This is a genomic window from Curtobacterium sp. NPDC090223, assembly GCF_044746585.1.
GTDB lineage: Bacteria > Actinomycetota > Actinomycetes > Actinomycetales > Microbacteriaceae > Curtobacterium.
Genome location: NZ_JBIVCN010000001.1, coordinates 98,903 through 112,756 on the forward strand (window position 1 = coordinate 98,903; position 13,854 = coordinate 112,756).

12 protein-coding genes are annotated in these 13,854 nt (G+C 73.5%); 8 read left to right on the plus strand and 4 right to left on the minus strand.

The features are described from left to right. Positions 1 to 16: 16 nt before the first annotated feature. Complete coding sequence (locus tag ACIPJY_RS00460) at positions 17 to 1,261, minus strand: MFS transporter (RefSeq protein ID WP_400460684.1); 1,245 nt, start codon at positions 1,259 to 1,261, stop codon at positions 17 to 19. Continuing rightward, positions 1,258 to 1,899, minus strand: coding sequence for a GntR family transcriptional regulator (locus ACIPJY_RS00465; RefSeq protein WP_400460682.1), 642 nt, complete (start codon positions 1,897 to 1,899; stop codon positions 1,258 to 1,260). The genes ACIPJY_RS00460 and ACIPJY_RS00465 overlap by 4 nt, the downstream gene beginning before the upstream one ends. 153 nt (positions 1,900 to 2,052) lie before the next feature. Here ACIPJY_RS00465 and ACIPJY_RS00470 point away from each other — a divergent pair, with 153 nt between their 5' ends. From ACIPJY_RS00470 to ACIPJY_RS00480, 3 genes are all read left to right on the plus strand, one after another. Beyond that, complete coding sequence (locus ACIPJY_RS00470) at positions 2,053 to 2,799, plus strand: phosphotransferase (RefSeq protein WP_400460680.1); 747 nt, start codon at positions 2,053 to 2,055, stop codon at positions 2,797 to 2,799. Positions 2,800 to 2,818: 19 nt separating this feature from the next. Beyond that, positions 2,819 to 3,910: a winged helix DNA-binding domain-containing protein gene (locus ACIPJY_RS00475; RefSeq protein WP_400460678.1), complete on the plus strand. Its 1,092-nt coding sequence runs from the start codon at positions 2,819 to 2,821 to the stop codon at positions 3,908 to 3,910. Between the two features lie 71 nt (positions 3,911 to 3,981). Beyond that, entirely contained in the window at positions 3,982 to 4,923 is a 942-nt protein-coding gene (locus tag ACIPJY_RS00480; protein ID WP_400460676.1) for a DnaJ domain-containing protein, read from the plus strand. Between the two features lie 18 nt (positions 4,924 to 4,941). Here the strand turns inward: ACIPJY_RS00480 and ACIPJY_RS00485 are convergent, their stop codons facing one another. Next, positions 4,942 to 5,304, minus strand: a complete 363-nt coding sequence (locus tag ACIPJY_RS00485) for an RNA-binding S4 domain-containing protein (protein WP_400460674.1) — start codon at positions 5,302 to 5,304, stop codon at positions 4,942 to 4,944. Positions 5,305 to 5,511: 207 nt separating this feature from the next. Between ACIPJY_RS00485 and ACIPJY_RS00490 the strand changes: the two genes are divergently transcribed. Both ACIPJY_RS00490 and ACIPJY_RS00495 read left to right on the plus strand, forming a co-directional pair. Beyond that, entirely contained in the window at positions 5,512 to 5,763 is a 252-nt protein-coding gene (locus ACIPJY_RS00490) for a hypothetical protein (RefSeq protein ID WP_400460672.1), read from the plus strand. 186 nt (positions 5,764 to 5,949) lie between these two features. Beyond that, entirely contained in the window at positions 5,950 to 7,173 is a 1,224-nt protein-coding gene (locus tag ACIPJY_RS00495) for a hypothetical protein (protein WP_400460670.1), read from the plus strand. Between the two features lie 6 nt (positions 7,174 to 7,179). On the opposite strand, the gene ACIPJY_RS00500 is transcribed toward ACIPJY_RS00495, so the two are convergent. Further along, entirely contained in the window at positions 7,180 to 8,724 is a 1,545-nt protein-coding gene (locus ACIPJY_RS00500; RefSeq protein ID WP_400460668.1) for a trypsin-like peptidase domain-containing protein, read from the minus strand. 158 nt (positions 8,725 to 8,882) lie between these two features. Between ACIPJY_RS00500 and ACIPJY_RS00505 the strand changes: the two genes are divergently transcribed. From ACIPJY_RS00505 to ACIPJY_RS00515, 3 genes are all read left to right on the plus strand, one after another. Continuing rightward, positions 8,883 to 9,917, plus strand: a complete 1,035-nt coding sequence (locus ACIPJY_RS00505; RefSeq protein WP_400460666.1) for a FecCD family ABC transporter permease — start codon at positions 8,883 to 8,885, stop codon at positions 9,915 to 9,917. Continuing rightward, positions 9,914 to 10,927, plus strand: a complete 1,014-nt coding sequence (locus ACIPJY_RS00510) for a FecCD family ABC transporter permease (RefSeq protein ID WP_400460664.1) — start codon at positions 9,914 to 9,916, stop codon at positions 10,925 to 10,927. The genes ACIPJY_RS00505 and ACIPJY_RS00510 overlap by 4 nt, the downstream gene beginning before the upstream one ends. A gap of 437 nt (positions 10,928 to 11,364) precedes the next feature. Further along, positions 11,365 to 13,854, plus strand: coding sequence for a glycosyltransferase family 2 protein (locus ACIPJY_RS00515; protein ID WP_400460662.1), 2,490 nt, complete (start codon positions 11,365 to 11,367; stop codon positions 13,852 to 13,854).

Sequence of the window (13,854 nt, forward strand, 5' to 3'; positions counted from 1 at the left end):
TGCGAGCCCGGGCGCCCTACGCCGCCGGGATGTGCCGCCGGGACGACACCAGGACGCCGACCCACGACACGAGCCCGAGCGCCACGATCACCGCGATGATGACGGGCAGCGCCACGACGCTCGCGACCGCGGCGATCACCGCCGGCGCCAGGAACCCGGCGTACGCCGCCGCGTAGAACACTCCCGTCAGCCCGGCGAGGTCCCGCGGCCCCGCGATCCGCTGCACCTCGAGCAACGACGACACGAGCGCGAACCCGATCCCGACGCCGATCACCACGTTCGCGGCGAGCCCGACCCACACCGACTGCAGCACGATCGCGACCCCGACGACCGCGATGCCGAGCGTCATCAGGAACACCGCCCACGCCAGACCCCGGGCCGACGTGACCGAGTGCACGCGCTTCGCGATCGGCTGCACGGCGCTCGACACCCCGAGGGCCACGACCGTGGCGGCGGTGGCGAACACGAGCCCCCACGTGCCGGTGGCTCCCTCGAGCCGGGTCGGCAGGTACCCGTACCCGATCGCGGCCGAGCCGAAGATCCAGGGTGCCGCGACGAGCACCACACGGGTGAACCGCCGGTGTCCGGCACTCGGGACCCGGAGCTGCCGCCACCACGGCCCGGCGACGCCGCCCGAGGTCTGCGTCTCCGGTGTCCGCCACACGATCACGGCGAAGGGCAGCGCGACCGCGATGTGGATGAGGAAGGGCAGCACCTCGGGGATCGGACCCCACTGCGCGATGAGCCCGGCGACGAGCGCACCGGACGCCGAGCCGAGCGTGAACGCCAGCGACGCACGACGGGCACCGGCCCCGGCGTCGGCACGCCGGTCGAAGCGGCCCTGCGAGAGCTCCTTCACCCAGCTGTTCCCGACTGCCATGGCGATGCCGACGGTGATCCCGGCGAACAGGCGCCCGGCCATCAGGAACCCCGGGCCGAGCGGGCCGAGGGCGAGCAGTCCGCTCCCGACGACGGCGGAGGCGATGCCCGCGAGCATCAGCGGGCGGCGGCCGTGCCGGTCGGACAGGGACCCGGCGACGAGGAGCGCCGGCGCGAGCCCGAGGACGTAGACCCCGAGGAAGACGTTGACGAGCACCGAGGAGTAGTGCGCGCGCTGTTCGTACATGAGCAGCAGCGGGCTGAACTGGTTGCCGCCCCACGAGCAGACGAACACCGCTCCCCACACGGCCACCCAGGGCATGACGCGGGCCCGCGGCAGCGCCACCGAGCCCGTCGTGGGGATCGACCCGGTGGCGCTCACAGGGCACCCCGGTGCGATGCGACGTGGGCGCTGAGCACCTCGGCGTAGCGGGCGGCGTCCCCGTCCCGGAGTGCGTCCGCGAGCGCGCGGTGGTCGTCGAGCGACGCCTGCAGCTGGGACGGCTGCACCCGCATCAGCTGGTGCCGGAGCCGCTGCTGCCGATCGCGCAGGGTCCGCGCGAAGAGCACGGCGACGGCGTTCCGCGATGCGCCGATCACGGCACCGTGGAACTCGGCGTCCACTTCGATGAACCGGTCGACGTCCCCGGCGGCGACCGCGGTCGCCTGTTCGTCGAGCATCGCCGCGAGGCTCGGGGCGAGATCGGCCACGCGGCCGTCCGCGACGACCCGGCGGGCGGCGGTGCTCTCGATCGCCTCGCGCATCTCCAGCACGTCCGCCGCCTCGTTCGGGGACATCGGGCGCACGACGGCGCCCTTCCGGGACTCGAGCGTCAGGAGTTCCTCGGACGCCAGGCGCAGGAACGCCTCGTGCACGGGCGTCCGGGACACCCCGAGGTCCTGGCACAGGGCGTTCTCGCTGATGGCGGCACCGCCGGGCAGGTCGCCGCGGATGATCGCGCGCTTGACGTGGTCGTAGGCCCGGTCCGACGCGGCCTGGGCGTTGGTCGTGCTGTTCACGGGACCGATCCTACGCCTTGCATGCAACGGTGCATGCGAACGAATGTCCGCTCATGCGTGCGAATGGATCGCGACATCACCAGGTCCTGGCCGATACGCTTGCCCACACGCCGGAAGCACGTCAACGGAGACGACCGCGACAGGAGGGCTCCCATGGAGCGCATCACCAGGGCAGATGACCGAGTCCACCGGCCTGCCGGGCCGTGGACGCCCACCGTCCACCGCCTGCTCGGGCACCTCCACGAACAGGGGTTCGTCGCGGCACCGGAACCCATCGAGCTCGGGGACAACCTCGAGACGGTGTCCTTCGTGCCCGGGGTCGCGGGGGAGTACCCGTGGACCGAGGACATCGCGAGCGAGGCAGCCCTCGTCACCAGTGCCCGGATGCTCCGGCACTACCACGACGCCGCGGCCACGTTCCCGCTCGACGAGCACCGCGACGTCTGGTCCCAGTCGGTTCGCGCACCGGTCGAGACCGTCGTGCACGGCGACTTCGCCCCGTACAACTGCGTCTACGACGGCATCGCCGCGGTCGGCATCATCGACTTCGACACCGCGCACCCCGGCCCCCGCGTCTGGGACGTGGCGAGTGCGGTCTACCGCTTCGCACCGTTCACCACGGGCGAGGTCGAGGGCTCGACGGCCCCCGCGCTCGACCAGCGTCTGGCGCGGGCCGCGGAGTTCTGCCGCGCGTACGGCCTCGACGAGCCGTCCCGGGCCCGCCTGGCGGACACCATGGTGGCCTCGATCGTCGCCCTCGTGACGACGCTCGAGTCCGAGGCGGCAGCGGGCAACCCGAAGTTCGTCAGCGACCTGGCGCACGGGCACGCCGAGCTGTACCGCGCCGACGTGGCGTACATCGAGCAGCACGTGGACGACATCTCCGCCGCGGTGGCCTGAGCGCGCCGGGGTCTCCAGCGTGACCACCCCAGCCCAGCTCCGCGCGATGCGACTCGCCGCGCAGCGGATCGGGGTGCGCGGTGGTCCCGGCGTCGTCGGCGGGTCGGCGCTCGACGTCGTCACGCACATGACGGCGCTCCAGGCGCAGGACCTCGGGCAGTCGCTCTGGGCGATCGGGTCGCGCGCGCTCGGCCTCACGCGCGCCGACGTCCGCGCCGCGTTCGACCGCGGGGAGTTCGTCCGGTCGTGGCCGATGCGGGGCACCCTGCACGTGCTCCGACCCGACGACCTCAGAACGCTCCTGTCACTGACCGCCTCGCGCACGCTGCGGGCGCTGACCCGCCGCGCGGCCGAGCTCGGCATCGACGACGCGGTCGTCGCCCGCGCCCGTGACACCACCGTCGAGGCGCTCGGCGGGGGCCGGTCCCTCGACCGCGACGGGATGCTCGGGCGCTTCCGGGACGCCGGCATCGACCCCGCGGGCGGCCGCGGCTACCACCTGCTGCTCCACCTGGCGCAGGAGGGCCTCGTCGCCTGGGGGCCGACCGGCCGCGTCGGCCAGGAACTCGTGCTGCTCGACGAGTGGGCGCCAGCAGCCGAACCCGTGCCCGACCGGGACGAAGCGCTGCGGCGGACGCTCCTCGGCTACCTCCGCGGTCGGGGCCCGGCGACCGAGGCCGACGCCGCGAGCTGGACGAAGCTGCCCCTCGGGGACGTCCGCCGCGCCCGGGCCGCTGCCGGCGACGCCGTGGAGGACCTCGGCGATGGACTCATCGCCCGCGTCGACCGTCCGGAGCCCGGCGGCATCGCGACCGGGCAGCTGCTCCCGGGCTTCGACGAGTACCTGCTCGGGTACGCGGACCGCAGCGGGCACCTCGACGCCGTGCACGCGGACCGGGTCGTCCCCGGCGGCAACGGCATGTTCCTGCCGATGGCCGTGCACCGCGGGCAGGTCGTCGGCACGTGGAAGAGCGTCGAGCGCACCCGGGACGTCCGCACCACCGTGACGCCGTTCGAGCCGCTCGCCGCGCCGGTGGTCCGCGCGCTGCAGTCGGCTGCCGTCCACCACGCGCGGTTCCTCGGCCTGCCGTCGGCGTCCGAGCTCGCCTGACCTCCCGCCCAGACACTGCCCAGCGCACGTGCGGCGGATGCATACGCGCCGTCGGGTACTGTGCCAGTGCCATGACCGACAGCCCGGCCGACGCCACCCCGTACGAAGTCCTCGGCGTCGCCGCGACCGCCGACGACGAGGAACTCCGTCGCGCCTACCGGCGTGCCGCCCGCGAGACGCATCCCGACCTCGGCGGAGACGCCGTGCGGTTCCGCCGCGTGCAGGTCGCCTGGGAGCGCGTCGGCACGCCGACCGCGCGTCGCGCGTACGACTCCGGATCGCGCCCCACGTCCGCCCCGTCCGGCGCGTCCGGCAGCTCGGCCTGGAGGCCCGGGTCGGGTCGCGACGAGTACGCACCACCCACGGCGCGCCGCGACTCCCGCCCCCGTGCCCGGTCCCACGGACACCCCGGCGGTCGGTCGCGTGAGGTGTTCCTCGCGGCGGAGCGCGAGTGGGTCGGACTCGGCGACCCCATCGAGGACCCGTACGACCCGAAGCTCATCCGGTCCGCCCCGCGGTACATCCGCCGGCTGCTCGGCGAGGCCCTCGCCGAAGAGGCCACCGCGTCGATCGTCGCGGACATGGGCATCGGCGTGACGGTGTGGCACGACCTCGACGCCGGCGCCGAGGGCAAGCTCGACCACGTCGTGCTGATGCCGAGCGGGCTCTGGGCGCTGGAGTCGATCGACTGGGGCGGCCCGGTCAGCATCGACCACGGCGAGATCGTGGGGGAGACCCTCGAGCCGGGGGAGCGTCCCGTGAAGGAACTCGTCCGGGCGGCCCGCGCCGTGCAGAAGCAGACGCGGGTCCGCTTCACCGGCCGGTTGCTCGTCGTCCCGGACTCCGCGGTCGACCACGACGTGCAGGTCGTCGGGCCGCAGCGGAAGCCCACGGCGCTCGTGGTCCGGCGGAGTGCGCTCGGGCAGGTGCTCAACGGCGTCTGGTCACCCGAGGGCGCCGTCGACGTGTTCGAGATCCGCGATCGTCTGCAGCAGACCGTCCGCTTCATCTGAGGTCGGCCTGGCTCGGGGTCAGTAGCCCCGGAGCTTCTCGAGGTCCCGGCGCTCCCGCTTGCTCGGTCGTCCGGCCCCGCGCTCGCGCATCGGGACGAACCCGGCCTCTTCCTTGGGGAGCCGCGGCGGCGTCTTGTCCTCGAGGTGCTTCGCCGCCTTGGTGGCTCCGACGCGCTTGAGGATGATGCTCTTCACGACGACGATCCGGTCGAACCCGGCCTGTCGCACGCGGACCTCGTCCCCGGGGCCGACGGGCTGCGACGGCTTCGCCCGTTCGCCGTTCACCTTGACGTGCCCGGCCTTGCACGCGGTCGTCGCCGCGGACCGGGTCTTCGTGATCCGGACCGCCCAGATCCAGCTGTCCACCCGGGCCTTGTCCATGCCCCCACCCTAGGCGCGCCCGCCCGCCCGCGCCGAGCGGGCGAAATACCCGGGTCACATGCCGCCCGAGCCTGCCATCCCGCCCGCTCGCCCGCCCCCACCCGCCCCCACCCGCCGAGCGGGCGAAATGCCCGGGTCCCATGCCCGCCCGAGCCTGGTATTTCGCCCGCTCGACTGTCGTCGGGGCGAACACGTACGCTCGGGGGCATGGACGCGAGCGAGCAGGCGCGGGTCGCCCGGGCCCTGGCCCTCGGGGTCCTGACCGAGGTGGCCCTCGGGGAGCGTGTCGTCGTCCGGGCACACCACGACGCCGGAGCCCGGGACGCCCTCGGCGAGATCACCGCGCGCACGCCGCACTCCGTCACGATCGACACCCGCCGCGGCCCGGTCGAGGTCGCCCTCGCCGACGTCGTCGCCGCGAAGCGCGTCCCGCCGCCCCCGGCACCCCGTCCGCGCTGACCCGGCGGGCCTCGCACCGTGCGAGGCCCGTCCGCACCGTGCGAGCTTCCGGACACCGTGCGACGCCCGAACCCCCGCACGCTGTACGGAACCTCGCACACTGCACCAAGCCCGCGCCCGCCCGGCCTCGGCCGCGCGCGGCGAGCCGCCGCCGCCCGACCCCTCGGGCCGTCGTAGCCTCGGGCCATGCCCGTCCCCGTCCCGCTCGGCACCGAGGACCGCACCGCCCGCGTCACCCTCCGCCGCCCCGACTCGTGGCAGCGCGAGGACGTCGCCCAGGCGGACCTGCGCGTCACCGGCGACGACGTCGTCATCACCGTCCGGTCCCGCCCGAGCGACCGCACCATCGGCGACGAGAACGGCTCGCTCCTCGACCGGCTCCCGGGCTCGGTCGAGGGACTGCTCCTCGTCGGCTGCGACGTCTGGGGAACCGTCGGCGCGCCGGCACGTCTCGTCGAGTACGTCCGCCCGGACGCCGGCAACGAGCACGAGCACGACGACCCGGACGGCCCCGGCGACATCGTCGGCGCGCACCTGCTCTTCGTGACCGGACGGCACCGCGTCGACGTCACGGTCGAGCGCCCCCTCGCCCGCCTCGACGACACCGACGACGTCGTGTTCGCCGTCCTCGAGTCCGTCCGTGCCGTCGGCCCGGTCTCGGCGAGCTCCCCGCGCGACCTCGAAGCACTCCCGGCCGCAGCAGCCCCCGCCGAGGTCAGCGGCGCACACCTCGGCCACGAGGCCCTCACGACCCTGACGAGCATGGCCGGCAAACGCTGGAGCCCGACGCTCCTGCGCACCCCGGGCGGCCGCGCCCTCGTCGAGGCCGGACTCGTCAGCCGCTTCGGCACGGTCCCCGCGAGCACCCAGGAACTGCTCGAGCCGTGGGGCGGCGATGCCCAGCCGACCACGCTGGAACAGCACCTGCCCGACGGGCGCGTGTCGCGCCTCCAGGCCTGGTCCGGAACGGTGGTCGACGCACCGGACGACACCACGTCCGTCGTCACGCGGCTGGCGGCCGAACGCGTGGTCGCCGTGGCCGCCGGGAGGCTCGGTGTCGGCCCGGCATGGACCTTCCCGTTCCGGACTGCGACGCTCCGGGCCGACCTGCTCGGCCGGCGCGTCGCCGGAGGCGACGACGCTCCCGACCTGCCCGCGGACATCGTCGAGGCGGATCCCCGCCTGGCCCGGTTCTGGGCAGCGCCCTGGACGGTCTCGTACCTGCGCCGACCCGGGAAGCCCCGGCCGATCACGATCGTGCACGCTGAGGGCATCGGCTTCGCCCGCGTCGGACGCACGGAGGCCGGCGCCTCCGCGTTCAGTGCGGAGTCGCCGGCCAACGTGTACCGGTCGCTCGTCCGGGCGTTCCTGGTCCCCGCCGACGATGCCTCAGGCGCGGGGTCCCGCTGACGCTCCCTAGAGCGCGGGACCGGCGGTGAGCGTCACCGTCACGGTGGCCGCGGTGCCGGCGCTGTTCGTGTAGCCGACGGAGACCTTGTCGCCGACCGACTTCGACTGGATGACCTGCGTCAGCTGGTCCGACGTCGTGATGGCGGTGCCGTCGATCGAGGTGATCGTGTCACCGGCGGCCAGTCCGGCCGTCGCCGCACCCGAGCCGTCGACGGTGCCGGCGACGGCGACGCCGCTCGTGGTACCGGTCGCGGTGCTGCTGATCTCGACCCCGAGGAACGCCGGCAGTCCGATCGTGATGGTCGAGGAGGACTCGCCCGCCAGGATCTTCTCCGCGATCGACTTCGCCGTGGTGATCGGGATCGCGTACCCGGTGACGTTCGCCGTGCCCGAGGATGCCGCGGTCGCCATGCCGACGACCTCGCCCTCGGAGTCGAGCACCGGACCGCCGGAGTCACCGGAGACGATGTTCGCCGCGACCTCGATGAGCCCGGTGAGGGACTCGGTCCCGGTCCCGGACTCGCTCTGGACCTGGATGTCCTGGTCGGTCGCCGTGACGGTGCCCTCGGCGGCGACCAGGTTGCCCGTGCCCTCGGCGTTGCCGACGTCGGTGACGGTGTCGCCGGTGCTCGGCTCGCCGTCGTCGTCGAGCGTGACGGTGGACAGACCCGAGGCGTTCTCGAGCTTCAGGACCGCGACGTCGTTCGTCGCGTCGGCCCCGACCACGTCGGCCTTGTACTCCTTGCCGGTTGTCTCGTCGGTGACGGTGATGCTCGTCGCGCCCTGGATGACGTGGTTGTTCGTGAGGATCGTGCCGTCGGAGGTCAGGATCATCCCGGTCCCGGCGGCCTGCGAGGACTCGTCGTAGTTCAGGACGGTGTTGATCGTGACGACGCCCTTCTTCTGGGCTGCCGTCGCGGCCGTGGCGGCGGACTCGGTGCTCGTGCTCGACCCGCTGCTGTCGCTGCCGTCACCCGGGACGGTGAAGCCGTTCGTGCCGCTGCCGTCGGTGCCGCTCCCGCTCCCGGTGTCCGGCGTGGTCGTGGTGCCCTGCGACTGGCTCGAGGTGGTCTGCGTGCTCTGCGAGGAGAGCCCGAGTGCCGTGCCGCCCGCGGCGCCGACGATGGCGAGTGCCGCGATGCCGGAGCCGATGACCAGACCGAGCTTGCGCTTCTTCGTGCCGGGACGGGTGCCGAACGCGCCGCTCCATCCCTGGTGCCCGGGGGCCGCCGCGCCGTACGGCTGACCGTACGGAGCACCGTGCCGGGTGCCGGAGGTGTCGCCGTGCTGGGCGGCGTGCGTCCAGGCGCTGGCGGTGCCGGCGAGGGCCGGGCTCCCGACCAGGTACGGGCCGCGACCGTCCGCCGCGTAGGCGTAGGGGCCGGAGCCGTCGGGTGCGTAGAGGTACGGACCAGAGCCGTCGAACGCGTAGGCCGGGCGGAGCGTCGAAGCGTCCGCGTGCGGGGCCTCCCACGTCGAGCGGGGGGCGGTGTCCTGTGCGTCGATCGGCGTCGTGCCCGGTTCGGCGTCGGGGTTCGGGGTCTCGTTCATCGGTGCTCTCCGGTCGCTCTCGACGTCCCGGTCGGGCGTCGATGGATACGAGTACAAGCCCGTTCCCAATGACGAACCTATGAGCGACCCCTGCGCCCGCTCATGACTCGCTCGGCGATCGCCGTGGACCGTCGCACGTTAGGGTTGCCTCACCTCTCATGCGTTCCCCGTCGCCAGCGCCTCCCGCGCCCAGCTCCGTGCCCCGTCTCGTCGGGGCGACCGTCCTGGCGGTCCTCGTGCTCGCCGTCGCCGTGGCGCTCAGCATCGCCTTCGGGTCGCGCCCGATCCCGTTGGCCACGGTGTTCGACGCGGTCACGCACCCCGGGCGGAACGACGAGGTCGGGCTGATCGTGCTCGGCAACCGGGTCCCGCGGACCGTCGTCGGGCTCCTCGCCGGAGCGGCGCTCGGGGTCGCGGGCGCGGTCATGCAGGGCGTGACCCGGAACCCCCTCGCGGACCCGAGCATCCTCGGCATCAACTCCGGCGCCGCCCTCGCCGTCGTCACCGGCATCGCGCTGTTCGGCATCAGCGGCACCGCGGCGTACCTGCCGTTCGCGTTCGCCGGCGCGGCACTGGCGGCGCTCCTCGTGTACGGCATCGCCGCGGTCGCACGGCGTGGCCTGACCGCGGTCGGCCTGGCGCTGTCCGGCGCCGTGGTCGCCGCGGCGCTCGGGTCGATCACGACCGCGGTCCTCGTGACGAGCCAGAGCCTCCTCGACCAGCTGCGCTTCTGGCAGGTCGGCGCGCTCGCGGGGAAGGACCTCGGCACCGCCAGCGTCGTCACGATCCCGGTGCTCGTCGGGCTCGTCATCGCGTTCGCCCTCGGCCGCTCGCTGAACACCCTGGCACTCGGCGACGAGCTCGCGGCCTCGCTCGGACAGCGCGTCGTGCTCGTCCGTGCCGTCGGGGGACTCGTGACCGTGCTCCTCGCCGGGTCCGCGGTCGCCGCCGCCGGTCCGATCGCGTTCATCGGGCTCGCCGTGCCGCACGCCGTCCGGCGCCTGAGCGGGCCGGACCACCGCTGGACGATCCTGCTGTCCGCGATCGTCGCCCCCGCGCTGCTCCTCGTCGCGGACGTCATCGGCCGGGTCGTCGCGTACCCGGGGGAGCTGCAGGTCGGGATCGTCACGGCGCTGATCGGCGCGCCGGTGTTCATCGCGCTCGTCCGCTCGAAGGCGGTGAAGGGGCTGTGACCGGGGTGGTCGTGCGCGTGCGCGCCGCCGTCCACGGACTCCGGCGTGAGCTCGTCGTGCTCGGATCCGTCGTCGTGGTGCTCGTGGCGCTGGTGCTCGTCGGGCTCGGCGTCGGCGAGATCCCGCTCTCGCCCGGTCAGGTCGTCGCGGCCATGTTCGGCCACGGCGACACCGTGTCGGACTTCGTGATCGGGCAGCTCCGCGGTCCCAGGACCCTGGCGGCGCTGCTCGTCGGCGCGAGCCTCGGTGTCGCGGGCGGCATCGTGCAGAGCGTCGTCCGGAACCCCATCGCGAGCCCGGACGTCATCGGCATCACGTCCGGTGCGAGCGCGTCCGGCCTCACCGCGATCGTGCTCTTCGGTGCCTCGGGCCCCTCGCTCTTCGCCGTGGTGCTGGTCGGGGCGATCGTCGTCGCGATCGTCATCGGTGGGCTCGCCTGGCGCCGGGGGATCACCGGCAACCGGGTCGTGCTCGTCGGGATCGGCGTCGCGGCGATGTCGCTCAGCGTCACCGGGTGGATGCTCACGAGCGGCACGGTGCAGCAGGCCGGCACGGCGCTCCTCTGGCTCTCCGGCAGCCTGAACGCGGTCGACCGCGGGGTCGTCGGACTCCTCGGTGTGGCCTTCGTCGTGCTCGCGGTGGCGGCGCTCCTGCAGTCGCCGCGGCTCACGGTGCTGACCCTCGGCGACGAGGTCGCGTCGTCCCTCGGACTCCGGCCGAACCGCGCGAAGGTGCTGCTGCTCCTCACCGCGGTGCTGCTCACCGCCGCTGCCGTCGCGACCGCGGGGCCGGTGTCGTTCGTCGCGCTGATGGCGGCGCCGATCGCGCGGCGGCTCGTCGGCGGAGGGCGGGTGGCGCTCGGGGTGTCGGCAGCGGTCGGGGCGACGATCGTCCTGGCGAGCGACCTCATCGCGCAGTTCGCGATCCCGGGCAACGCGCTGCCGGTCGGTGTCGTGACGGGCGTCGTCGGCGCCCCGTACCTCCTCTGGCTCCTGGCCCGAGGCCGCTGACGCGGCGCGCCGCGCCGCGCCGCGCGCCGCGCGCGCCGCTGCCGCACCCGGTGAGATCGCACTCCGTGTCGGTCGCCCGCGCCGGCGGCGACACCAACTGCGATCTCACGGACGCCGGACGGACGCCCGGACTGCGCCGGGCGGACGCCGGCCGGACGCCAGGCGCGTGCCGCGCACCCGGCGCGAGCCGGACGCGCGCCGCGCGCCGCGCGCCGGGGGCGACCCCGGCCTCCCGTCCGGGGTGGGACGCGACACGCCTGCGGACGCGCCGTTACGGGGATCCGCGCGGGATTGCGGGATCCCGCAAGGCACGCTCAGAACCCCCCTTCCGGGTGTCCACGCCCCCCGTGGTGTCCCCCTAACGTCGGACACGACCCCGGACTCCCGACAGTGCCCCGACCCGAGCGAGCGCTGGTCCGGTCGAACGAAGGACACCCATGCCCGAACAGCTCGACGACGCGCCCGTGCGCCGTCGGCAGTGGAGATCCGAGCGACGGACCGACCCGCTCGACACCCTGCACGCCCGCCCCTCCGACCGGAAGCTCGTCTCCGGCCGCATCGCCATCATCCTGACGATCGCGTTCTGGCTCGCCTACGTGGTCTACACGGTGATCCGCCAGTTCCTGGACTACGGCACCGAGAGCTTCCGGTTCACCACCGAGGCGCTGTCGTACCTGGTCGTCGTCACCTTCCTGACGTTCTCCGCGCTGATGCACCTGGTCGCTCGGCAGGGGGCGCTCGAGCGCTTCGCCACCCACGTCCGCGTCCCGCGCGCCGAGCTCGACCGGCACTTCGGCGAGGGGCACGAGTCGCCGCTGACGGTCCTGGTACCGAGCTACGCCGAGGAGCCGGACGTCGTCGCCACGACGCTCTGGTCCGCGGCGCTGCAGGAGTACCCGTCGCTCCGCGTGGTGCTGCTCGTCGACGACGCGCCGTTCCCCACCGACCCGGAGACGCTCGACAAGCTCCAGCGCACCCGGGCCGTCGCCGCCACCATCCAGAACCAGCTCGCCCCCGCGGCCGAGCGGTTCCAGGAGGCGCTGCTCTCCGCCGAGGTGGAGGCGTCGCACACGCCCGTGGCGACCGTCGACTCGCTCCGCACCCTCGTCGAGCACCACCGCTGGGCGGACGCCTGGCTCCGTCGGCACGCCCGCGAGCACGACGTCGTCGACCACGTGGACCACTTCTTCCACGACCAGGTCCTCGTGGCACTGGCGGACGAGCTGCGGCTGACCTCCGAGGCGCTCGAAGCGGCGATCGTCGACGCGCTGGACGCCGACGCCAACGACGGCGCCAACGACGGCGCCAACGCCACCGCCACCGCCGGCGCCGGCGCCGGCGCCGGGCAGGGTGCGCTGCTCACCGAGATCCCGTCCACCCGCGTCGTGGAGCTCCAGCGCCGCCTGGCCTGGACCTTCACCGCCGAGATCACCACGTTCGAGCGGAAGCGCTTCGCGAACCTCTCGGACGAGGCGAACAAGGCGATGAACCTGAACTCGTACATCGGGCTGCTCGGCGGCGCGTACGCGTTCGACGAGACCGCGTCGGGCACGATCCTCCGCACGGTCAGCGACCCGGCGGACGCCGACCTGGTCGTCCCCGCCTCGGACTACGTCCTGACGCTCGACGCCGACTCGGTCCTGCTCCGCGACTACTGCCTGCGCCTGGTGTACTTCCTCGAGCAGCCGGAGAACGCCCGCGTCGCCGTCACGCAGACCCCGTACTCGTCGTTCCGCGGCGCCGCGACCCGCATCGAACGGCTCGCCGGCGCGACCACCGACATCCAGCACATCCTGCACCAGGGCATGTCCCGGCACAACGCGACCTTCTGGGTCGGCGCGAACGCCGTCATCCGCACCCGTGCGCTCCGCGACATCGAGGAGGTCGAGACCGTCGGCGGCTTCGAGGTGAAGCGCTACGTGCAGGACCGCACGGTCATCGAGGACACCGAGTCGAGCGTCGACCTCGGCATGCACGGCTGGTCGCTCGTGAACTACCCGGAGCGCCTGTCCTACAGCGCGACCCCGCCGGACTTCGGCTCCCTGATCGTGCAGCGGCGCCGCTGGGCCAACGGCGGGCTGCTCATCCTGCCGAAGTACCTGCGCCAGGTGCGGGAACGTCGTGCCCGCGGCGAGCGGGTCGGCATCGTCGAGATGTCCCTGCGCGTCAACTACATGGCGTCGATCGCCTGGGCGTCCTTCGGCCTGATCTTCCTGCTCGCCTACCCGTACGACTCCCGACTGCTCAGCCCGATGGTGCTCCTCGCCGCCCTGCCCTACTTCTGGCTCCTCGGCAGCGACCTGCGGTACTGCGGGTACAAGCGCACCGACGTGCTCCGCATCTACGGCTTCAACCTGATCCTGATGCCGGTGAACGTGGCCGGCGTGCTGAAGAGCATCCAGCAGGCACTGACCGCGAAGAAGATCCCGTTCGCCCGCACGCCGAAGGTCCGGGACCGGACCGCCTCCCCGGCGCTGTACGTCCTCGCGCCGTACGCGATGGTCGTCTTCTCGGTGTTCACGTTCGTGCGGGACTTCCACGCGGGCAACTGGGGCAACGCGGTCTTCGCCGCGTTCAACGCCCTGCTCGCGATGTACGCGATCGTCGCCTACATCGGGATCTGGAACTCGGTCGTCGACGTGTTCATCTGGGCGACCCGGTGGATGTTCTACGACCCGGCTGCCCGGGTGGCCCGCAAGCAGGCACGCGCCGCACGCCGGAGCGCCCGCACGCAGCCGCAGGAACCGGCCACCGAGGACTGGCGCGCCGTCCTCTACTTCGGCGACCGCGGCCACAGCATGCCGAAGCGCCACCACGCCGACGTCGTCGGCGCGGGCCGCGGCGCAGCGGGCAACGGTACGGACCACCCCGGTACGCGCCGCCAGGACACGACGACCATCGACACGAACGAGAAGACGGCCGCCTGA